Annotated in this window: 19 protein-coding genes and 3 pseudogenes; 11 read left to right on the top strand and 11 right to left on the bottom strand. The window is 63.4% G+C overall.

Going from position 1 to position 21,214, the window contains the following annotated elements:
- Positions 1 to 4 precede the first annotated feature (4 nt).
- Complete coding sequence (locus APH42_RS07875; protein ID WP_156352746.1) at positions 5 to 1,495, bottom strand: aldehyde dehydrogenase; 1,491 nt, start codon at positions 1,493 to 1,495, stop codon at positions 5 to 7.
- Between the two features lie 399 nt (positions 1,496 to 1,894).
- Here APH42_RS07875 and APH42_RS07870 point away from each other — a divergent pair, with 399 nt between their 5' ends.
- The 5 genes from APH42_RS07870 to APH42_RS07850 all read left to right on the top strand — a co-directional run bounded on the left by APH42_RS07870 (position 1,895) and on the right by APH42_RS07850 (position 6,975).
- Positions 1,895 to 4,129, top strand: coding sequence for a TonB-dependent siderophore receptor (locus APH42_RS07870; protein ID WP_060493075.1), 2,235 nt, complete (start codon positions 1,895 to 1,897; stop codon positions 4,127 to 4,129).
- 55 nt (positions 4,130 to 4,184) lie between these two features.
- Positions 4,185 to 4,472 (top strand): hypothetical protein, encoded by a 288-nt coding sequence (locus APH42_RS07865; RefSeq protein WP_012271531.1) that lies wholly within the window; start codon positions 4,185 to 4,187, stop codon positions 4,470 to 4,472.
- Positions 4,469 to 5,989 (top strand): PepSY domain-containing protein, encoded by a 1,521-nt coding sequence (locus tag APH42_RS07860; protein WP_060493074.1) that lies wholly within the window; start codon positions 4,469 to 4,471, stop codon positions 5,987 to 5,989. The genes APH42_RS07865 and APH42_RS07860 overlap by 4 nt, the downstream gene beginning before the upstream one ends.
- Positions 5,986 to 6,324, top strand: a complete 339-nt coding sequence (locus APH42_RS07855; RefSeq protein ID WP_041166449.1) for a DUF3325 domain-containing protein — start codon at positions 5,986 to 5,988, stop codon at positions 6,322 to 6,324. Before APH42_RS07860 ends, APH42_RS07855 begins: the two co-directional genes overlap by 4 nt.
- A 111-nt stretch (positions 6,325 to 6,435) precedes the next feature.
- Positions 6,436 to 6,975, top strand: coding sequence for a histidine phosphatase family protein (locus tag APH42_RS07850; protein ID WP_060493073.1), 540 nt, complete (start codon positions 6,436 to 6,438; stop codon positions 6,973 to 6,975).
- Between the two features lie 3 nt (positions 6,976 to 6,978).
- Here APH42_RS07850 and APH42_RS07845 read toward each other — a convergent pair whose 3' ends face one another.
- Together APH42_RS07845 and APH42_RS07840 are read right to left on the bottom strand one after the other, a co-directional pair.
- Positions 6,979 to 7,764 (bottom strand): sulfite exporter TauE/SafE family protein, encoded by a 786-nt coding sequence (locus APH42_RS07845; RefSeq protein ID WP_012271535.1) that lies wholly within the window; start codon positions 7,762 to 7,764, stop codon positions 6,979 to 6,981.
- 110 nt (positions 7,765 to 7,874) lie between these two features.
- Positions 7,875 to 8,468: a helix-turn-helix domain-containing protein gene (locus APH42_RS07840; RefSeq protein ID WP_012271536.1), complete on the bottom strand. Its 594-nt coding sequence runs from the start codon at positions 8,466 to 8,468 to the stop codon at positions 7,875 to 7,877.
- 115 nt (positions 8,469 to 8,583) lie between these two features.
- Between APH42_RS07840 and APH42_RS07835 the strand changes: the two genes are divergently transcribed.
- From APH42_RS07835 to APH42_RS07825, 3 genes are all read left to right on the top strand, one after another.
- Positions 8,584 to 9,720 (top strand): FAD-binding oxidoreductase, encoded by a 1,137-nt coding sequence (locus APH42_RS07835; protein WP_012271537.1) that lies wholly within the window; start codon positions 8,584 to 8,586, stop codon positions 9,718 to 9,720.
- Positions 9,721 to 9,731: 11 nt separating this feature from the next.
- On the top strand, positions 9,732 to 10,109 hold the full coding sequence (locus tag APH42_RS07830) for a RidA family protein (RefSeq protein ID WP_012271538.1): 378 nt from the start codon (positions 9,732 to 9,734) through the stop codon (positions 10,107 to 10,109).
- A gap of 94 nt (positions 10,110 to 10,203) precedes the next feature.
- Positions 10,204 to 11,277 (top strand): membrane protein, encoded by a 1,074-nt coding sequence (locus APH42_RS07825; protein WP_012271539.1) that lies wholly within the window; start codon positions 10,204 to 10,206, stop codon positions 11,275 to 11,277.
- A 152-nt stretch (positions 11,278 to 11,429) separates the two neighbouring features.
- Here the strand turns inward: APH42_RS07825 and mcpA (APH42_RS30805) are convergent.
- From mcpA (APH42_RS30805) to APH42_RS07815, 3 genes and pseudogenes are all read right to left on the bottom strand, one after another.
- Positions 11,430 to 12,026, bottom strand: a pseudogene (gene mcpA / locus APH42_RS30805) (methyl-accepting chemotaxis protein McpA); the annotation flags it as partial.
- A 258-nt stretch (positions 12,027 to 12,284) separates the two neighbouring features.
- Positions 12,285 to 13,316, bottom strand: a pseudogene (mcpA, locus tag APH42_RS30800) (methyl-accepting chemotaxis protein McpA); the annotation flags it as partial.
- Between the two features lie 142 nt (positions 13,317 to 13,458).
- Positions 13,459 to 14,337 carry a LysR family transcriptional regulator gene (locus APH42_RS07815; protein ID WP_012271541.1) on the bottom strand — a complete coding sequence of 293 codons (879 nt, stop codon included), beginning with the start codon at positions 14,335 to 14,337 and terminating at the stop codon, positions 13,459 to 13,461.
- A 101-nt stretch (positions 14,338 to 14,438) separates the two neighbouring features.
- Here APH42_RS07815 and APH42_RS07810 point away from each other — a divergent pair, with 101 nt between their 5' ends.
- Positions 14,439 to 14,867: a PACE efflux transporter gene (locus APH42_RS07810; protein WP_012271542.1), complete on the top strand. Its 429-nt coding sequence runs from the start codon at positions 14,439 to 14,441 to the stop codon at positions 14,865 to 14,867.
- A gap of 36 nt (positions 14,868 to 14,903) precedes the next feature.
- On the opposite strand, the gene APH42_RS07805 is transcribed toward APH42_RS07810, so the two are convergent.
- The 5 genes from APH42_RS07805 to APH42_RS07785 all read right to left on the bottom strand — a co-directional run bounded on the left by APH42_RS07805 (position 14,904) and on the right by APH42_RS07785 (position 19,371).
- Complete coding sequence (locus tag APH42_RS07805) at positions 14,904 to 15,962, bottom strand: hypothetical protein (protein WP_060493071.1); 1,059 nt, start codon at positions 15,960 to 15,962, stop codon at positions 14,904 to 14,906.
- Positions 15,963 to 16,082: 120 nt separating this feature from the next.
- Positions 16,083 to 16,751 (bottom strand): GntR family transcriptional regulator, encoded by a 669-nt coding sequence (locus tag APH42_RS07800; RefSeq protein ID WP_012271544.1) that lies wholly within the window; start codon positions 16,749 to 16,751, stop codon positions 16,083 to 16,085.
- 16 nt (positions 16,752 to 16,767) lie between these two features.
- Positions 16,768 to 17,472, bottom strand: a complete 705-nt coding sequence (locus APH42_RS07795) for a FadR/GntR family transcriptional regulator (protein WP_060493070.1) — start codon at positions 17,470 to 17,472, stop codon at positions 16,768 to 16,770.
- 44 nt (positions 17,473 to 17,516) lie between these two features.
- On the bottom strand, positions 17,517 to 18,830 hold the full coding sequence (locus APH42_RS07790) for a C4-dicarboxylate transporter DctA (RefSeq protein ID WP_012271546.1): 1,314 nt from the start codon (positions 18,828 to 18,830) through the stop codon (positions 17,517 to 17,519).
- Positions 18,831 to 19,056: 226 nt separating this feature from the next.
- A complete protein-coding gene (locus APH42_RS07785; RefSeq protein WP_012271547.1) occupies positions 19,057 to 19,371 on the bottom strand; it encodes a helix-turn-helix domain-containing protein in 315 nt (104 codons plus the stop codon).
- A 266-nt stretch (positions 19,372 to 19,637) separates the two neighbouring features.
- On the opposite strand from APH42_RS07785, the pseudogene APH42_RS30795 reads away from it, so the two are divergent.
- Both APH42_RS30795 and APH42_RS30790 read left to right on the top strand, forming a co-directional pair.
- Positions 19,638 to 19,919, top strand: a pseudogene (locus APH42_RS30795) (PAS domain-containing protein); the annotation flags it as partial.
- A 408-nt stretch (positions 19,920 to 20,327) separates the two neighbouring features.
- Entirely contained in the window at positions 20,328 to 21,203 is an 876-nt protein-coding gene (locus tag APH42_RS30790; RefSeq protein WP_374701048.1) for a methyl-accepting chemotaxis protein, read from the top strand.
- The last annotated feature ends 11 nt before the right edge of the window (positions 21,204 to 21,214 follow it).

Genomic DNA, 21,214 nt, shown 5'->3' with positions numbered 1-21,214 from the left:
ACCTTCAGCAGCGGATGATGGTCGACTTGAGTTCGCTGTACTTGTCCAGGGCGTGCACGGAGTTGTCCCGGCCATTGCCGGACTCCTTGAAGCCACCGAACGGGAAGTTCATGTCGAGCAGCTCGTCGTAGCAGTTCACCCACACGGTGCCGGCACGCAGGCGTCGCGAGGCACGGCGGATGGCGCCGAGGTCGGCCGACCAGAAGGCCGCCGCCAGGCCGTATTCGCTGGCATTGGCGACAGCGATGGCGTCGTCCAGCCCATCGAATTCGATGACGCTCAGCACCGGCCCGAAGACCTCTTTGCGGGCGATGCGCGAGGTGGCGTCAGTGGCGAAGATGGTCGGTTGCAGATAGTGGCCGCCGGGGACCGCCGCGCAGTCCTCGCCCCCCAGCAGCAGGCGCGCTTCACGCTTGCCCAGCTCGATGTATTGGCGTACACGCTGGTACTGGGCTTCATCGATCAGGCTGCCGGTGACGCTGGTCGGGTCCAACGGGTCGCCGGGCAGGTAGGCGCGCGCGGCCTCCAGCAGTTCGGCGATGAAGGCCCCGGCGATAGGGCGTTGCACCAACAGGCGCGAACCTGCGCTGCACACCTGGCCCATGTTGCTGAACACCGCAGCCGCGGCAGCCTCAGCCGCACGGCGCAGGTCCGGGCAGTCGGCCATGACGATGTTCGCCGATTTGCCGCCCAGCTCCAGCCAGACGCGCTTGAGATTGCTGTCCGCCGCATTGCGGCTGATCTGCCGGCCAACAGCGCCGGAGCCGGTGAAGGCCAGGCAGTCGATCTGCGGGTGCAGGCTGAGCAGGCGACCGGTCTCGCCATCGCCCGGCACCACGTTGAAAACGCCCTCGGGAATACCCGCCTCGCGGGCAAGGCCGGCAATGCGCAAGGCGCTCAGCGGGCTCTTCTCCGAAGGCTTGAGGATTAGGCTGTTGCCGGCGGCCAGGGCTGGGGCGAACTTCCAGGTCGCCATCAGCAGCGGGTAGTTCCAGGGCACTATTGCCGCCACCACGCCGACCGGCTCGCGGGTCACGGTGCCGAGGAACTGCGGATCGCAGGCGGGCACCTCGCCGGTGACCTTGTCGACCAGCTCGGCGAACCATTCCAGGCAGTAGATGGAACTGGGAATATCCACCGCCGTGGTATCGGCGATGGGTTTGCCAGTGTCCAGGGTTTCCAGCAGCGCCAGCTCCTCGGCGTGCTCCCTCATCAACGCAGCCCAGCGCAGCAGAACGGCCTTGCGCTGGCGTGGTACCAGGTCGGCCCAGCCACCGCGCTCGAATGCCCCGCGGGCGGCAGCCACGGCGCGTTCTACGTCAGTCCCACGGCACAACGCAACCTGCGCCAGCTCGCGGCCATCAATCGGGCTGCACACAGCAAACGTCTCGCCTTCGCTGGCCCCCACATAGGCACCGGCGATGAACGCACGCGCCTCCACCACCAGGTCGGTGCTTCGTCCACGCCAATAGACGGCATCTCTGAGTTGCGGCATGCGCATCTCCTCATGTTGTTTTTGTTTAGGCTCGGAGATCCTATGGCATACTGAAAATCTATTCAATAGTGAGGCGGTTGCTATTGAAGACTTTTTCAGTAATGACCGAAAATGGTAGCGCTATTTTTTCCGCCAAGGTCACCAGAGGGCTCGGTGACAAATAGCGAGCTCGGCGTTGCCGAGTCCGCCGCGAGCCTAAAGCGGCGCTCTATTCCGCGGTTCAGCAAAGTTCCGTTACAAACATGTAAAGTTCGTAAATAAGATTTACTCGCATTTGCGATTCCCTATATTTACCACCCCTGTTGGCCGCCAAACTGTGTTTGCGGGGCCGGTGGGCGAGGGCTCCCGGTTTCCGACAGGGATGTGCCTTTTTGCTCATGAATCGCAGGAGATGTACCCATGCAGTGCAGAACTTCACCCAACAGCCTGGCCCTGGCGTTCGTCGCGCTGGCGTCGCCGGCCATGATGGCCACCGCGGCAGAAGCCGAGGAGCAGCGTGCGGGTGAGGTGCTGGAAGTGCCGGTTGCCGACAATGCGTTGGTGATCCAGGACACCCTGATCACTGCCGAGCGCGAAGCGCGACAGGCCCTGGGTACGTCGATCATCACCGCCGAAGACATCAAGCGCCACCCGCCGGCCAATGACCTGTCCGACATTATTCGCCGCGAGCCCGGCGTCAACCTGACCGGCAACAGCGCCAGTGGCGCACGCGGCAACAACCGCCAGATCGACCTGCGCGGCATGGGCCCGGAAAACACCCTGATCCTCATCGACGGCAAGCCGTCCAGCGCGCGCAACGCCGTGCGCTATGGCTGGAACGGTGACCGAGATACCCGGGGTGAAACCAATTGGGTGCCGGCCGAAGCGGTCGAGCGCATCGAGATCCTGCGGGGCCCGGCCGCCGCACGATACGGCTCCGGCGCTATGGGCGGGGTGGTCAACATCATCACCAAGCGCCCTTCTGACGAGCTGAAAGGCAGCGTCAGCCTATACACCCAACTGCCCGAAGACAGCGCCGAAGGCGCCAGCCGCCGGGCCAACTTCAACCTCGGCGGTGGGCTTACCGATAACCTCGGCTTCCGCCTGTATGGCGGCCTGGCCAAGACGGATGCCGACGACCTGGACATCAACGCCGGGCATGCCACCAGTGCACTGGTGGCGGGGCGTGAAGGGGTGCGCAACAAGGACATCAACGGGCTGCTGAGCTGGAAACTGAACGACGAGCATCGCCTCGAAGCCAGCGCCGGTTACAGCCGCCAGGGCAACATTTTTGCCGGCGACACCATGAACAGCAATGGCGGCGGCGACGTCGATTTCGTCTCCAGTCTGTACGGCCACGAAACCAACGTCATGCAGCGCAGCACCTACGACCTGACCCACCTCGGTGATTTCACCTGGGGCACCAGCAAGACCACGCTGGCCTACGAGTACGTGCGCAACTGGCGGCTCAACGAGGGCCTGGCAGGCCGCACCGAAGGTGCGCCAAGCGACGAGGGTGGAGCCATGTCACGCTTGCGCAACACGCGCCTGAGCAGTGAAGTTAACCTGCCGTTCGCCATGGGCAGCACCGAGCACGTGCTCACTTTGGGCGGCGAGTACCTGTATGAAGCCCTCAACGACCAGGGTTCGTTGCGCCCGCAAAGTTCCGACCCCACCAGCAATGGCGGGCTTGTCGGCTTCGATCGCAGCAGCTCGAAGATGACCGCACGCAGCTATGCGCTGTTCGTCGAAGACAACATCATTGTTGGCGACACCACCATTACCCCTGGCTTGCGCTTCGACCACCACGAAAGCTTCGGCGACAACTTCAGCCCCAGCCTCAACCTGTCCCACAAGCTGACCGAAGCGCTGTCGGTAAAAGGCGGCATTGCCCGTGCCTATAAGGTCCCGAACCTCTACCAATCCAACCCCAACTACTTGCTGTACAGCCGCGGTAACGGCTGCAGTGTGCAGCAGACCAACAATGGTGGCTGCTACCTGCAGGGCAACGCCGACCTCAAGCCCGAGATCAGCGTCAACAAGGAGATCGGCCTGCAGTACGACCGTGGTACCTGGCGCACCAGTGCCACCTACTTCCGCAACGACTACAAGAACAAAATCATCGGTGATACCGATGTGCTTTACACCATCGGTACCGGCAGTCGCGTGACCCAGTGGGATAACGCCGGCAAGGCGCGGGTCGAAGGTATCGAAGGCAACCTCTTCATCGAGCTGACCCCGACCCTGGACTGGAACACCAACCTGACCTGGATGCTCGACAACGACAACCGCGAGACGGGCGAGCCGCTGTCGGTGATCCCGGAATACACCGTCAACACCACCCTCGACTGGCGTGCCACCGAGCAGCTGTCGTTCCAGGTGGCAGGTACCTATTTCGGCAAGCAGAAATCGCCGACCTACAACTACCGCACCCAGCAAGACTACGACAAGACCGCACAGCAGGACGTCGAGGCCTATGGCCTGGTGGACGTGAGTGCCGGGTACAAGTTCAACGCCAACTACGACGTGCGCGTGGGGGTGAACAACGTGTTCGACAAGCAGATCCTGCGGGGTGGCAATGCCAGCAGCTCGGGGGCAAACACTTACAACCAGCCGGGCAGGGCGGTGTTCGCTGCGCTGAACATCAATTTCTGAGACCCGGGCCGCTTTGCGGCCCATTCGCGGCGGACACGTTTTTCCAGGAAGCCAAATGTTTAAATTTCCCGCCTGGCTACAAATCCTCTCCCGCAGCGGCGCCGCGCTGCTCGGCGGCTATGCCCTCAGCTACGCCGCCAGTGCGTGCCTGGCTCGTACCCTGCCGCTGTCCGCCACCGACGCGGTCATCGTCGCAACACTGCCGGCCTTCATCTTCTACACCGCCGCCATCCTCTGGGCGTTTGCCTGCCGTGATGCCCTGCGTGCCTGGGCGCCGCTGGCGCTGGCAGTGCCCCTCAACCTGATCGGCTTCTGGCCGCAAGTGCTGGGGTGGCTGGCATGAAGAACACCTTCACCCAATCGATGGCCTGGCTGCACACCTGGGCCGGGCTGATCTTCGGCTGGCTGCTGTTCGCCATCTTCGTCACCGGCACCCTGGCGGTGTTCGACAAGGAGCTCAACCACTGGATGCAGCCGGAAATCCCGGCCACCCAGGTGTCCCAGGCCGACGCCGCCCGGCGCGCCATCACCTACCTGCAGGCCCATGAGCCGCAGGCGGGCAACTGGGGTATCAGCCTGCCGAGCGAGCGATCGCCTGGGTTGCGCGTATCCACCGGTGAGCGGCGCCACGGCGGTGGCGCGCAGCTTGACCCGAGCACTGGCGAGGCCATCGAGGTGCGCGACAGCGTGGGCGGCAACTTCTTCTTCCGCTTCCACTTTACCCTCGACCTGCCACGCAACTGGGGCATCTTCGTGGTCGGTGCGCTGGCGCTGGTGATGCTTGCTGCGTTGGTCACCGGTATTGTCATTCACAAGAAGATCTTCAAGGAGTTCTTCACTTTCCGGCCAAACAAGGGCCAGCGTTCGTGGCTGGACTTTCACAATGCCAGCGCTGTGCTGTTGCTGCCGTTCCACTTGATGATCACCTACACCGGCCTGGTGATTTTCATGCTCATCTATATCCCTGCCGGGGTAGATGCATTGTTCGCCGGCGACACGCGCGCCTACTTCCAGGCCCAGGGCAATGCACGCCTGGAACAGCCCCGTGGCGCGACAAGGCAGCCAGCGCCGCTGGTCGATGTGGTGCCGTTGCTGGCCCAGGCCGAAGCGCGCTTGGGGCCGATTGCTGGCTTGAATATTCGTAACCCCAACACTGCGGCAGCGCGTATCGAAATCCGCCCCGAGTTGGGCAACCGCATTGCCCTGGCCAAGGGGCAGGCGATGGTCTTCGATGGCGTCAGCGGGCAGTTGCTCAGCGACGTGCCGCAGTGGCGCGCGGTGCCTTTGACCCAGCGAGTCATGGTCGGCCTGCACTTCGCCCAGTTCGGCGGTTACCCGATGCGTTGGTTGTACTTCGTTTGCGGGCTGGTCAGCTGCCTGATGATCGCCAGTGGTCTGGTGCTGTTCTGCGTGAAGCGCGGGCGCAAGTACACCAGCACCACGGCCGATGCTTCGGCGCGACGCTGGTACCGGGTGGCCGAGGTGTGCAACGTCGGCTTCATCAGCGGCCTGTTGCTGGCGTGCGTAGGGCTGCTGTGGGCCAGCCGGTTGCTGCCGGTTGACCTGATACAGCGGGAAAGCTGGGAGGTGCGTGCGTTCTTTGGCATTTGGCTACTGGCGCTGTTGCATGCCGGCGTCAGGCCGGCACGCCGGGCCTGGGCCGAGCAACTACTGCTGGCGGCAACGCTGTGCATTGGCCTGGGTGCGTTTGGCGGCTTTGAAGACTCGATGCGCCAGGGGGTTGCGACATGTGCGCTGGTGCTGGGGGCAATGCTTGGGCTGGCGGCCTGGCGGGTGCGGCAGGCGCAACCGGTGCCACAGAAGGCCAGGGCGGGGCGGCGCATGGAGGCCGAGGCATGACGATGTGGGTCATAGGCGGCGTGCTGTTCGCCTACGCCGGCATGCTCGGGCTGTGCCAAGGGCTGGAGCGGCACTACAAGCAGGTGTGGAATCGCACCTGCCCACGCGTGTTGCGTATCGGCCTGCGCAGTGCAGGTTGGTTGGCGTTGCTGGCTAGCCTGACGCTGTGCGCCCAGGCCTGGGGCTGGGCCATGGGGCCGGTGGCCTGGTTCGGCGTGCTGTCGCTGGCGGGCTTGTTGCTGGTGATGCTACTGCCGTACTGGCCGCGGCTGGCAGTGGGGCTGGTGGGGGCGCTGCCGGTATGGGGATTGGTGCAAGGGGTTTCTTCGCTGTGAACTGAACGCTCCTGCAAGGGGTACGCGTTTGTTCAGTCGACGACATTGTTGCAGCCAAAAGCCTCGCAGCATGCTAAACCATTGGCCCCAGCCTGCTGCGAGAGAGCCCCGGTGAAAGCCATTCGCCTTACCTTTATCTGCCATGCCCTGACCCAGGCTCAGAAAACCGGAAGCCTGCACTGTGCAGATGATGGCATCTTGCCGTTGACCCAGAAAGCCGACGTTCTTCTGCCCGGCATGCGCGTGCTGACTGCGCCAGAACGGCGAGCCTGCGAGACGGCGGCGTGGTTGTCGGGGCAGGTGCAAATCGAGCCGGCATTGGCCGATTGCGACCTGGGGCGCTGGCAAGGGTTGTCGTTGAAACAGTTGCAAGCCGAGCAACCGCAGGCGTTGGCCGAATGGCTGCAAGACCCGGCCAGTGCGGTGCATGGTGGGGAGTCGTTCGCGGCGCTGTGCCAGCGCCTGGCCGCCTGGCTGGCGGCCTTCGACAGGCCGGGTGAATGGTTGGCGGTGACCCACCCGATGGTCATGCGCGCGGTACTGGTGCAGTTGCTAGGGTGCCCGTTGACTGCTGGTCAGCGTATCGATGTGCTGCCACTGTCACGCCTTGTGTTGAGTTTCACGGGGCAGTGGCGGCTGCGCCTGGGCTAAGGTTCAGAACGCCAGCTTGTAACCGATCAGTAACAGCATGGCGGCCAGGCACGGGCGCAGCACGCGGTCGGAGATGCGTCCGGTGAGGTGGCTGCCCAGGTAGATACCCGGCAGCGAGCCCAACAGCAGGTAGCCCAGCAACGACCAGTCCATGTTGCCCATGCCCGCGTGGCCCAGGCCTGCTACCAGGGTCAACGGTACGGCGTGGGCAATTTCGGTGCCGACCAGCCGGCGGGTGACCAGGAACGGGTAAAGCAGGAACAGCGCCACGGTGCCCAATGCGCCAGCACCGATGGACGTGAGGGTAACCATCACGCCCAGCACCACACCGGTCAGCACAGTGAGGATATTGAGGCTGCGGTCACTGAGGTGGTAGTGGTCACCGGCATGGCGGCTGGCGAAGGCCTGCAGGCGCGATTTGAACAGGATGGCCAGCGCAGTGAGGATCAGCACCACCGCCAGGCCTTGCTTGATGATCGCATTTAGCGCCGAGGTGTCGGTGTGCAGGGTGCTGAGGAACCACAAGGTCAGCGCCGCAGCGGGCACGCTGCCCAGGCTGAGCAGGCCGGTGATCTTCCAGTCGATGTTCTTTTGGCGCGCATGCACCCAGACGCCACTGGCCTTGGTGATGGCCGCATAGAGTAGGTCGGTGCCGACTGCTGTCGCCGGGTTGATGCCAAACCACAACAGGATCGGGGTCATCAGCGAGCCGCCACCGACGCCGGTCATACCGACGATGAAACCCACGACCAGGCCAGCAATGGTGAAACCGAAAGAACCTACATCCATACGCTACTCGACTGCCCAACTTTGCCCGTTATCGGATGCAAGCCAGCATATAGATTTTTTTATAGCCAAATAGACTTGTTCGTTATTAGGTTATAACTGGGTGCACCCAATCACCGATCGGTCATCACCACCATGACATGCGCATCACCCCCGTCATCGCTTTCCGACAGGTAGATGTGCCCTACCTGGCTGTCAAAATAAGCGGTCTCCTGCGGCCCGATGCTCACCGCTTCTCCGGTTTCGAACTCGATGCGCACACGCCCGCTCAGTACCAGGGCGAACTCTTGCCCTGGGTGGCGGATAAAATCGTCGAACTGGCCGCGTTCGCGGGCAATGATGCGGGCATAGGCCGGTGTCATGCGCCGTTCGGGGAAGTCACCGGCAATCGGGTGATAGTCATAGGTACCGGTCGAATAGCCCGCCGCCGCCGGCAATGAATCGACCACTACGGTCACCGGCACCGGGGCGCTGACCGTGCCGCTGGCGCGAAACAACTGGGCGATGTCGACATTCAACGCCCGCGCTGCGGCGGCGAGCTTTTCATAGCTGACCGACACCTGCGCCAGTTCCATCTTCGACAAGGTGGATACCGGCACGCCACTGGCTTCGGACAATTGCTTGAGGGTCATCTGGCGCGCCTTGCGCACCTGGCGCAGGCGCTGGCCGACTACGGCGCGGTCGAGCAGGGGTAGGGCAGCGGGCATTCAGGGTTCTCGGTATACGGCGTTGGTCGGGCATCTTACCTTGGACCCTTGCGCATTTCTAAATTCTCATATATTAGAATTCTCATAAATGATAATTTGCCTGACAGGAGCGTGCATGACCCCGACCTACGACACCCTGATCATCGGTGCCGGCATTGCCGGCGCCTCGCTGGGCTATCGCTTGGCCGGCCAGCAGCATGTGCTGTTGCTCGAACGCGAGTCGCAGCCTGGCTACCATTCCACCGGGCGTTCGGCGGCCATGTTCATGGAAGCCTACGGCACGCCACAGATACAGGCGTTGACCCGCGCCAGCCGGGCCTTTTACGAAGCGCCGCCGCAGGGCTTCTGCGAGCACCCGCTGCTGGAACCGCGTGGCTGCCTATATGTGGCCAGCCTGGAGCAGCACGCGCTGCTGGAGCAGACCCACGCGCAGAACCTGGCCAATGGCACCGAAGTCAGCCTGCTGGACCGTGACGCCGCCCTGGCCCTGGTGCCCAGCCTGCGTGGCGAAACCCTGGCCGGCGCAGTACTTGAGCCGGGCGCGATGGACCTGGATGTGCACGCCCTGCACCAGGGCTTCTTGCGCGGTTATCGCGCGGCCGGCGGTGAGCTGCGCTGCAACGCCGAGCTGATCCAGGCCTGGTACCTGGACGGCCTGTGGCAGGTGGAACTGGCTGATGGCAGCCGCGTGCAGGCACGCCAACTGGTCAATGCCGCAGGTGCCTGGGCCGACCGCGTGGCCGAGCAGTGCGGTGTGGCGCGCATCGGCCTGCAACCGTGCCGACGTAGCGCCTTTACCTTCCCAGGCCCTGCGGACCAGGACTTCGCCCGCTGGCCAGCGGTGATCGGCGTCGACGAAAGCTTCTACTTCAAGCCTGATGCCGGCCAGTTGCTTGGGTCGCCTGCCAATGCCGACCCGGTCGAACCGCAGGACGCCGCGCCCGAGGAGCTCGACGTGGCCTTGGGTATCTACAACATCGAAGCCATGACCACCTTGGCGATCCGCCGCCCCAGCCACACCTGGGCCGGGTTGCGCTCGTTCGTTGCCGATGGCGACCTGGTGATCGGTTTCGATGCACACGCTCCCGCGTTTTTCTGGCTGGCGGCGCAAGGTGGCTATGGCATCCAGTCGGCAGCGGGCGCTTCGCGCCTGGCCGCCGACCTGCTGCTTGGCCAGCCCTTGTGTCCTAGCCTTGTCAGCCAGGGCGTGGCGCCCGAGCGCCTGTCCCCGGCCCGTTTCCAACACCCTTGAAGGAGTACCCCATGAGCAATGACATCCAGCGTTTCCCCAGCAGCCTGCCGTTCCCTTTCTCCCGCGCGGTAAAGGCCGGTGGCTTTCTGTTCCTCTCTGGCCAGGTGCCGATGAGCGCCAGCGGTGAAGTGGTACGCGGTGATATCCAGGCCCAGACCCGCGCAGCCTGCGAGCGCATTGCCGAAAGCCTGGCCGCTTGCGGGGCGCGTTTCGACCAGGTGGTCAAGGCCACGGTCTGGCTGTCGGACATGAGCCATTTCGCCGGTTTCAACGAGGTGTACAAGGAATTCTTCGGCGCGGCGCTGCCGGTGCGTTCTACCGTAGCCTCGGCGTTGGCGCTTGGGGTGGATGTAGAGATTGAAGTGCAGGCGTTCGTCGGCGACCTGTGACCGAACAAAGCGCTTTTGTAGGCGCAGCGCAAGGCTGCGCCAACAAGAGATAGGCGGCGCCAATGACACAACAACAATAAATCCAGAGGTTCACATGCAAGAGCAGCTGAAGATTGCCGGCGCATTTGTCGGCGTGATCGTGGGGGCGGGGTTCGCTTCGGGGCGGGAACTGTTGTTGTTCTTTGTCGATTTCGGCGTGTGGGGGCTGGTTGGCGCGTTGGTCAGCGCCGCCTTGTTCACCTTCCTTGGCATGGCCTTGGCCGGCTTGGGCAACCGCCAGCAGGCCACTTCGCACAAGGACGTAATCCAGGCCATCTGTGGCCGTCACCTGGGCCTGTTCGTCGACTGGCTGATCACCTTTTTCATGTTCGCGGTCACCGTGGTCATGCTGGCCGGCGGTGGTGCGTTGCTGGAGCAGCAGTTCGGTATTCCGGCGCTGACCGGCAGTGTACTGGTGACGCTGGTGGTGGTGGCCATCGTGTGCCTGGACGTGCGCAAGGTGATCCTGGCGATTGGCGCCATTACCCCGCTGCTGATTCTGGTGGCCTCGGCAATTGCCTTGTACGCCGTGTTCACCCGTGAACAGAGCTTCGCGGCGCTCGACCAGCTGGCCAGCCAGCAACAGGCCGGCACCCGCCACTGGCTGCTGGGTGCGTTCCTGTATGTGTCGTACAACATCGTGGCCGGTGCGCCGATCCTGGCCATTCTGGGCGGTTCGGCCAAGGGCGAGAAAACTGCAATATGGGGTGGCCTGCTGGGTGGTGCGGCACTGGGTGGCCTGATGCTGGTGATGAGTGCCGGGCTGTTGTCGCGGCTGGACAGTGTGGCCGACCTGCCCATGCCGATGCTGTCGATTGCCAACGAAGTGTCACCGCTGCTGGGGCTGGTGATGTGCCTGATCATCTTCGGCATGATCGTCAACACTGCAGTGGGCACGCTGTTTTCGTTCCTCTCGCGGCTGTTGCCGGCAGGCACGGCGAAGTTCCGTTGGGGCTCGGTAGTGACCGGGGTGGTGGCGTTCGGCTGCAGCCTGGTGGGGTTCATCAGCCTGGTGGGCCAGGTGTACCCGCTTTTCGGTTATTTGGGCTTTGTACTGATGGCAGCGGTGTTGCTGGCGTGGGTGCGGCGGGGTAGGGCCGTTAAAGCGGCGCTCACTGCTGACGCATGATTTGCTGCTGACGCGATCCCCTGTAGGAGCAGCCTTGTGTCGCGAAAGGGGCGCGTTGCGGCCCCGGACTTTCAGCTAAGCCGCAGAAATTGCCGGGGCCGCTCTGCGGCCCTTTCGCGACACAAGGCCGCTCCTACAGGGTGTGTTCCGATTTAGATCCTGAAGCTGCCTACCAGCTGTTTCAAGCGCCCGGCCTGCTGGGCCAGCTGATCGCAATGGCGCAGGGTGTCGTTGAGGTTCTCCACCCCTTGCTGGTTCAGGGCGTTGATCTGGGTAATGTCCAGGTTAAGGCTCTCGACCACGGCGGTCTGCTCTTCAGTAGCCGTGGCCACCGACTGGTTCATGCCATCGATTTCGCCAATACGCTGGGTCACGCTGGCCAGGCGTTCGCCGGCCTGGTTGGCCACCTGCACGGTCTGCTCGCTGGAAACCTGGCTGGTGTTCATGGTGTGCACCGCTTCGCGCGAGCCCACCTGCAGGCTGGTGATCATGCGGTGGATTTCTTCTGCCGATTCCTGGGTCCGGTGCGCCAGGTTACGCACTTCGTCGGCCACCACGGCAAAACCACGGCCGGCTTCACCGGCACGGGCCGCTTCGATGGCGGCGTTCAGCGCCAGCAGGTTGGTCTGCTGCGAGATGCCCTTGATCACGTCGAGTATCTTGCCGATTTCGTCGGTGCTGGCGTTGAGCGTTTCGATCTGCGCGCACGACTCGCTGATGCGCTGTGACAGGGCCGTCATGGCGCTGATGGCTTCTTCAACCACTTCACGGCCACCGTGCGCCTGTTCGCTGGCACCGCTGGCATGTTGCGAAGCATCGGCGGCATTGCGGGCGATTTCCTGGGTGGCTGCGCCCAGTTCGTTGATGGCCGCAGCCACACTGTTGGTGCGCATGCTCTGTTCTTCAGAGCCGCTGATAGACGCATTGGACGCACTGACCACTTTCTCCGACAGGTCATGCACCAGGCGGGTGGCCGAGGACACTTCGCTGATCGAGGCATGGATACGCTCGACAAAGCGGTTGAACGAGGTGGCCAGTTCGCCGAACTCATCCTTGTTCTGCACGGCCAGGCGGCGGGTAAGGTCACCTTCGCCTTCGGCGATGTCACGCATGGCGCGGCCCATGGTGGTCAGCGGGCTCATCAGCACAGGGATCAGCAGGCCGAGCAGGCCGGCAATGGCGGCCACGGCAATCAGCATGGCAATGATCGCCGAGGTGCGGAACTGGCTGAGCGCGGCGTAGGCTTTGTCCTTGTCGATGGACAGGCCGATGTACCACTGCGCCGACGGCAGGCCGTTCACCGGGGCGAACGAAATGATGCGGTCCTGGCCGTTGAGGGTGACATCCTGCATGCCGGCGGCAACCCGCAGGTTGCTGCCTGGGTAGATGTCCTTGAGGTTCTTCATCACCTGGTCTTTGTTGGGGCTGACGATCACCTGGCCGTTGGCGTCGGCCAGGAAGGCGTGACCGATGCCACCGAAGTCGACCGAGTTGATGATTTCTACCAGGGTATCGAGGGTCACGTCACCGCCGACCACGCCGATCAGTTCGCCATTGCTCTTGCTCTTCACCGGGGTGGCGATGGTTACCATCAGGCCACCGACCGCACCCTGGTATGGGGCGGTCAGCACGGTTTGCCCGGCGCTGGCGGCGGCGCCATACCAGGGGCGCTGGCGCGGGTCGTAACCGGCGGGCATCTGGGTATCCGGGCGCTGGGTGAATGCGCCGTTGGCCTGGCCCAGGTAGGTGAACAGGAAATTACGCGTGTAGGACGGCTGCTCGATCAGCCCGGCCAGGGTGTCGCCGGCGCCTTGCTGGCCGATGTCCTGGGCCAGGTTTTCCAGCACCAGGATGCGCCCGCTCATCCAGTTCTGCACGCTGCTGGCAGTCAGTGCACCGGACTGCTGTACCGAGGCTTCGATGTTCTGGCGGATGGTGTTGCGTTGCAGGTAGTCGTTGTAAAGCGTGAACAGGGCAAATGCCAGGACCACGACGCCGCAGGCGCTGAGCAGGATCTTGTGGCGAAATTTCAGGTTCATGTTTCGAGACCTTGAGCCAATGAGGGGAGGGCGCAGCGCGCTCATGACGCACTGCGGGGCCTATCGACCGAGATATCGGCTCAAGGGGTAAAAGATTGAAGCGCTTACAGAAATTTCTTACGGTCGTTTCGACAGACGGCAGTCACTGCTCAGCCAACTGCTCGATCAGCAGCCGTGCGGCCTGCTGCAGCGGCTGTTGTTTGCGCCACAGGATATGCACCGGCAACTGCAATTCGTTGCGGGTATTGCGAAAATCCAGGCGTACCAGGCGCCCGCTGGCCAGCAGCGGCGCGACCCGCGACAGCGGCAAGTCGCCCCAGCCCAGGCCGGTTTCCACCATCTGCAAAGCCAGGTCGAAGCTGTCGGTGAACCAGTGGGTGGCGCCGATCAGCGGGCGAGGGTCAGCCAGTGGCAGGTCGCGGCTGCGCACCAGAATCTGACGCACTTGGGTCAGGTCCTCAAGGTAGTGGATACGCCCCTCACGCAAGGCCGGGTGGGCCGGTGACAGCGTAGCCACCAGCGTCTCCATGCCGATGTGCTGGAAGCCGCGCCGGGCATCGACCTGCAGGCCGGCAAAGGCCACGCAGAGGTCGGCGCGGCCGCTGTCCAGCAACTGCAGGGCTTCCTCCTGCGGGGCGCTCAGCAGGGCGATGTCCAGCAGAGGGTGGCGCTCGCCGAGGTTGGCGATGGCCGCCAGCAACGGGCGGTGATCGATGTCGGGTGCCACCGCCAGCGTCAGGCTACTCTCCAGCCCCTGGGAAAGCTCCAGGGCATGCACCTGAAGCAGCCCCAATTGCTCGGCAATCAGCCTGGCGTGTGGCTCCAGGGCCAAAGCTTGTGCAGTTGGACGAACTTCACGCGGGCCGCGTTCGAATAGGTTGTAGCCAAGTTCCGCCTCAAGGTTGCCGATGGCCATGCTCACGGCCGACGGCACGCGTTTGAGCGCGCGCGCAGCGGCGGAAAAGGAACCGCGGTCGAGCACGGCAAGAAACAGCTGGATGTTGTCGCTGGAAAAATTCATGGCAGCCTCCTGTCAGTAGATCTGACAGCTGCTTACTTTTGCTGTCAAGTTCATTGAAGCATGATCGCCCCCATCGCTTTTCTCATTGGAGGTAATCCCGCGTGCAGGGACTGAAACGCAAACTGGTCTACGTGACGTTCTATGAACTCATCGGGCTGTGCATGTCGACCCTAGGGCTGGCTTACCTGTCGGACACGCAGGCGTCGCACACCGGGCCGCTGGCGGTGATGATCACCACCATCGCCATGCTCTGGAACCTGGTCTACAACAGCCTGTTCGAGTATTGGGAGAGCCGCCAGGCCAAGCGTGGTCGCAGCGTGGCGCGGCGGGTGGCGCATGCCATCGGCTTCCAGTTGACCCTGGTGGTGTACCTGATCCCGCTGATTGCCTGGTGGCTGGACATGACGTTGCTGGAAGCGCTGCTGGTGGACATGGCGTTCATCATTCTGGTGCCGTGCTACACCTTTGCCTATAACTGGGCGTTTGATCGGGTGTTTGGGTTGCCCAACTCGGCCATGGCTACAGCTTGATCTAGCGGGTACTGGCCTCTACGCGGCACAAGGCTGCTACGGCGGCAGGCGAATGATCAATGGCGCCTGCTGTTGTTTCACCTGCTGCACCGGTTGTTCCACCGGTCGCGGCGCACTGGCCAGCAAGCTGTCCTCAACCTGCCCCGACAGGTAGTACACCCCCGCCATGGCCCCGCTCTGGCGGTTCTCCATCAACTCCTGCCACTCCTGGTTCAACGCCACGTTGAGGATCACCCGCAGCTGCTCGACCATCTGTGGTTGTTCACGGTCATGGGTCATCATCCCGTAACCGGCCGCTGCAATCGAAATCATCGCCCCTGCCACCTTGCCCACTGCCGATGCCACGGCACTGGCAATACCGCGTGGGGCCAGGGTGGCGCCGAGTTTTTCGCTTGCCTGGGTGGCCACCGAGTTCAGCCCGACATCGGTCTTGCCGGGGCCTTTGCTGGCTTGCTGATGCAAGTGCTGGCGCATGGCTTGCCATGCCGGTTGCTGGTCCAGCGACTTGGCCCGCAGCAGCTGATATAGGCTGGCATTGCGCGCATCCGGTGGCCCCAGGGCGATGACGGGAATACGGTTCAGGCGCTGGCTGAACTGCTCGGGCGGCGCGTTGTAGCGGCTGATGATGGCCGGCAGTTGCTGGCCGAGCAGTTGCAGGTACAGCTCGCAGGCCCGGTCGCGAATGCCCTCGGGGTTGATCTGCTCGGCCACCGGCTCGATCACCCGTGCGTGATACTGCTCCTGCAGGTACAGCGCCAGGCGCTTTTCTGCCGGTTCCCGGCCCTCACCACTGTCGAGCTTGTACCAGGCCACCTTGAGGGTGAGCCACTGCTGGGTCCAGTAGCCAGTGAACCAGGGGATGAAGTCGCTTTCGGTACGTTGCTGTACCTGTTCTTTCCACACCCGCATGGAGCGCCGGGCATAGTCATTAGCCGAGCCGGCGGCGCCCACCGAGGCATCGATCAACTCCTGGTCGATGCGTTGCCAGGCAGCGGGGGTGAGTACTGCAGGTGGCGGCGGGGCAGGTGGGCGCTTGCTGGCACAACCGCCGAGGGCCAGCAGAAGGCACAGCAACAAAAGCATTCGAGAGCTCACGCGACCGCCTCCCTGGTAGAGGCTGGGGTGGTTCTCGCAGTATAGGGGGGGGTGCGAGCTGCTGCCGTGCAGCCCATCGCCAATCGCCTGCCCAACGCGCTCCCAAAGGAACCCGCGTAATCACTTCAGGACGAGCTTTTCTTCCAGGCGGTCGAGGTGTTTGTGCATCAGCCCCAAGGCCGCCTCGGCATCACCTTGCTCGACGGCATCGATGATTGCTGCATGTTCTTGCCACGCGCAGTGGTCACAGCACGGCGACTCGTAGCGGGCGATGATCAGCGAGGTCATCGGCACCAGCCCATTGAGAAAGCGTGCCAGTGGTGCGTTGGCCGCCACTTGCGCCAGTTTCAGGTGGAACTCGCCGCCCAGGCGGATCGCCGAACAGCGTTCGCCACTTTCATGGTGCTGGCGCTCGCGCTCCACCAGTTGCCGCAGCTGGCGAACCTGCGCCGGCCGGGCGCGTTGCGCGGCCAGGGTAATCAGCGTGGTCTCGGCCAGGCGCCGGGCGCTGAGTACCTGGCGTGCCTGGTCTGGGTCGGGCGCGGCCAGGTGTGCGGTGTGGCTGGGGCGCTGCACCACCACTTGCTGGTCGGACAGGCGCCCGAGCACGCGGCGGATCACCGTGCGGCTGACACCAAAGGCATGGCCCAGGGCCTCCTCGGGCAGCAGGCTGCCGGGTGGCAGGCGCTGTTCCAGAATGGCATCGAACAGGCGCGGGTAGATCTGCTCGGCCGACAGGCGGGTTTCACCGGCCGCGAGCAGGGCAGGCAAGTGGTGGGCGGCGTTCATGGTCGCTCTCCTGAAGTCATGGATGCGGATGTTCGTCCGGGATATTCAGCGCAATACCCATGCGCAGCCCTTCGGCCACGATATGCTGACGCATCTGGGCACTGGCCTTTGCACTGCTGCGCTCGCGAATGGCGCGTACCACCGCTTCGTTCTCCTTCAGCCGCGCGGCCAGGTGCTCTGGCGAGTTGCGCAGCATGTCGGCGCTCTGCTTCAGGGCATTGCCGGTTTGCTGCACCACACTCTGGAAGATCGGGTTGGTGGTCAGGGCGAACAGCGCCTCATGGAAGGCGATGTAGGCCTTGACCCCGGCTTCGCTGTCATCGGCCTCCAGCGCTTCACGCATGTCCATCAGGGTCAGCCGCAGTAGGCCAATGTCCTGGCTGTTGGCCGATTGCGCCACCAGGCCGACGATGAAGGGTTCGAGGGTGTAGCGCAGTTCCAGCACGTCGGCCAGGCTGGCCGCGGCGCTGGTGTCCACGCCTGCTTCATGGCTAATGGCATCGGCATCCAGCACCAGCACGCCTTTGCCCGGCATTGAGCGCACAAGGCCCAGGGTTTCCAGCACGGTCACCGCTTCGCGCAGGCTCGGGCGGCTGATACCCAGTTGTTCGGCCAGCTCGCGCTGGCCTGGCAGCATGTCGCCGGTGCGCCATTGGCCGCGGGCCAGGGCCTGGCGCAGTTTTTCCACCACTGAGTTGACGACGGTCGATGAGCTGATCACGGTTCGCTCCTGCTAGGGCCGGCGTCTTCGCCGGCCACTTTCGGTCAAAATTCCTGTTGATGGTGTGTGTTGGGCTGTTTGCGCTGCGTGGGGTTAAAACCAAGTTTGCCATCGAGCACGTTCTGCGCGCGTTCCAGGTCAATGTCTTTTTCCCAGCGGGCGATGGCCACGGTAGCCACGCAGTTGCCGATCAGGTTGGTCAGCGCCCGGCCAATACCCATGAACCAGTCCACCGCCAGTACCAATACCAGCCCGACCACCGGAATGGCCGGTACGGCGGTCAGGGTGGCAGCGAGAATCACCAGCGCCGAGCCTGGGATGCCGTGAGCGCCTTTGGAAGTCACCAGCGACACCAGCAGGATGGTCAGCAGGTCGGTCATTTCCAGCGGTGTGCCGGTGGCGTTGGCGATGAACACGATGGCCAGGGTCAGGTAGATGGAGAAACCATCGAGGTTGAACGAGTAGCCGGTCGGAATCACCAGGCCGACCGTGGAACTGCCAATGCCCAGGTGCTCCAGCTTGCGCATGATTTGTGGCAGTACGGCGTCGGAAGAAGCGGTGCCGAGAACGATGGTCAGCTCCTCACGCAGGTACTTGATCAACGGCAGCAGTTTGAGGCCCGACAGGCGCATGACGGTGCCCAGCACGATCAGTACGAAGCCGGCGCAGGTCAGGTAGAACAGCGCGACCAGGCCGCCCAGGTGCTGCAGCGATTCCAGGCCGTATTTGCTGGTGGTGAAGGCAATGGCGCCGAACACGCCGATCGGCGCCAGGCGCACGATCATGCCCATGATGCGGAAGATTACATGGCTCAGTTCGTTGATCAGCCGCGAAATGCCGGCGGCCGAGTCACCCACCAGGTTCAGCGCGCTGCCGAACAGTACCGAGAACAACAGCACCTGGAGAATGTTGTTGTCGGCGAAGGCGCCGATCACCGAAGTGGGGATCAGGTCCATGAAGAACGCCGTGGCGCCGTGAATGTGCTGGCCGCGCTCGGCCAAGCCGTTGGCATCAGCGGTGGACAGCTGGTCCAGGTGAATGTTGGCACCGCTACCAATGCCACTGCTGAAGGCGAACACCAGGCCGATCACCAGCGCCAGGGTGGTCAGCACTTCGAAGTAGATCACCGATTTCAGGCCGATGCGCCCGACCTTTTTCAGGTCGCCCGCCCCTGAGATGCCGCTGACCACCACGCAGAACACGATCAGGCCGATGAGCATCTTGATCAGCTTGATGAAGCCGTCGCCAAGAGGTTTGAGTTGCAGGGAGAGGTCGGGGAAGCTCAGACCGCAGGCGATGCCGAGGGCAAGGCCGAGTACGACTTGCAGGAAAATCGAACGCGAGCACCATTTGAGCATGGGAGGAGTCTCTGATCGGTGTCCTTGCTTCGGTAGCCGCACGGGGCGAAAGAGCGCAGGACTTAATTATTGTGGTCTTACCGGTTTGTTCAGCGCGAAGCCATAAAAGCGCGAAAAAATCCTGATTGCAAGGTTTTTTGGCCTTACCGGTCTGACCAGTTATGGGGCAATCCGGCCTGCCAGGCTCTAGTTCGGTGCGTACCGTAGAGGGGGGCGCGTGAACAGGTCAGGGCTTGGCCAGTGCCTGCTCCACTGCTGCAATCAGCTTGCCAAGATCCTTGGGCGGGGCGTTGTGAATGACACCGAACAGGTAGGCGCGCTGCTCCTCTTCGTCGTCCGGTTCGGCGAAGAAGTCCTTGGGTTTTACACCCAGCACCTGAGCGAACTCCATCAGTGCATCAATGCTGGGGGTATAGGTGCTGGTTTCGAAGCGGCTGATGGTCTTGGGGTCGAAGCCGGTCCGTTCGGCCAGTTGTGCCTGGGTCAGGCCCGCCAGCTTGCGGTAGCGGCGCAGGGCGAAACCCAAAGCTGATCTCGTCATCACTTAATTCCCATTTAGAATCAAGAACTTAACGATATCTATCGGCATGGCGCAACGCCATGATTGATCACCTTTGTTTTATTTATGTGATGAATTTCGTAGAATTCACGGCTTGACTGGCCAGTCATCGTCAACTTCCTTGCTTCGGTCGGCCTCGTGCCCCAACGGCGGGAAGCGCATTTGCCAATTGGAGCGGATCGCCATGGATCGGTTCCGGCGGCTGTCGATGAGCTGGGTACCGGTTCGTCAGTGAATGGAGTCTCATCGTGCGCCTCAACTTGCCGGTAACCCCGGTCGAGCAACGTTTCCCCTCAGATCAGCGGCTGATTTCTGCTACCGATACCGCCAGCCTGATCACCTACTGCAACCCTGAATTCGCTGCCATCAGCGGCTATAGCGAGGCCGAACTGATCGGCAGCCCGCACAACCTGGTGCGCCACCCGGACATGCCGCCGGCGGTGTACGAGCTGATGTGGCGCTACCTGAAAGCCGGCAAGAGCTGGATGGGTATCGTCAAGAACCGCTGCCGTAACGGCGACTACTACTGGGTCAACGCCTACGTCACGCCCATCCTCGAAGGCGGGCGGGTAGTGGGCTACGAGTCGGTGCGGGTGTGCCCCACCCGCGAGCAGGTGGCCCGTGCCGAGGCTTTGTATGCGCGGCTGCGTAACGGTCAAGCGGCATTGTCGGCGCCGCGCCGGTTGAGCTTGCTGGCGCAGGCCCTGGCCTTGCCACTGGCCGGGGGAGTGCTGGCAGTTGGCGCCCATCAGCTGTGGCCTGGCCTGGTGGGGCAGGGGCTGACGGTGGGGCTGTTCGTGGCCTATGGCTTGTGGGTGCGCAACGCCCTTGGGCGACAGCTTCAGCAGGTTGTGCAGGGCGCGCAAGGCACGTTTGCCGACCCGGTCGCCGCCTTGACCTACAGCGACCTGCCGGGTGCCGCCGGGCAGTTGCAACTGATGCTGATCAGCGAAGAGGCACGCCTGAAAACCGCATTGACGCGGCTAAGTGACCTGGCCGGGCAAATGGCGGTAGCCGCCCACGATGCCGGGCAGTTGTCGCGCAGCACCGAGGTGGCCTTGCTCAAGCAGCGTGCCGAAACCGACCTGAGCGCCACGGCAATGAATCAGATGGCCGCCTCTATCGGTGAAGTGGCCAATCACGTCCAGTTGACCGCCGCCGAGGCACACACCGCACACCTGCTGGCCGAGCAGGGTAGCCAGGTGGCCGATGCCAGCGGCGCGGCCATTCGGACCCTGGCCAGCACCGTGACGCAGATCAACCAGGCGGTCAGCCACCTGGCTGGTCAGACCGGTGCCATCGCCGAGGCTGCTGGGATGATTCGCGGCATTGCTGAGCAGACCAACCTGCTGGCCCTCAACGCCGCCATCGAGGCGGCGCGTGCAGGCGAGCAGGGCCGCGGTTTTGCCGTGGTCGCCGATGAGGTGCGGGCATTGGCCGACAAGACTCGCCAGTCGACCCTGCACATTCAGGCGATTATCGATGCCCTGCGCAGTGGCGCCGAGGAGGCCGTGGCGATCGCCAGCCAAGGCATCGATGGCGCCGAGCAGGGCGTTGCCCAGGTACAGGAAGCCCGGCAGGCGCTGCACGGCATTCGTGACGCGGTGCAGCGCATCAGCGACATGAGCCAGCAGATGGCCACCGCCTCGCAGCAGCAGTCGGCGGTGGCCGAAGACGTTTCGCGGCAGATCAACGGCGTAGCCGGTATTGCCCAGCACAGCGCCCACAGCGCCAACGCCGCCGCCTCGCGCGGCGCCGAACTGGAACAGGTGTGCGCCGGATTGCGCGCCCTGGTGGAGCGCTTCAACCGCTAAGGCAGGATGCT

The sequence above is a fragment of the Pseudomonas sp. NBRC 111140 genome (assembly GCF_001320885.1).
Lineage (GTDB): Bacteria > Pseudomonadota > Gammaproteobacteria > Pseudomonadales > Pseudomonadaceae > Aquipseudomonas > Aquipseudomonas putida_P.
Note: the sequence above shows the minus strand (reverse complement) of the source record. Positions and strands in the feature narration are given on the sequence as shown.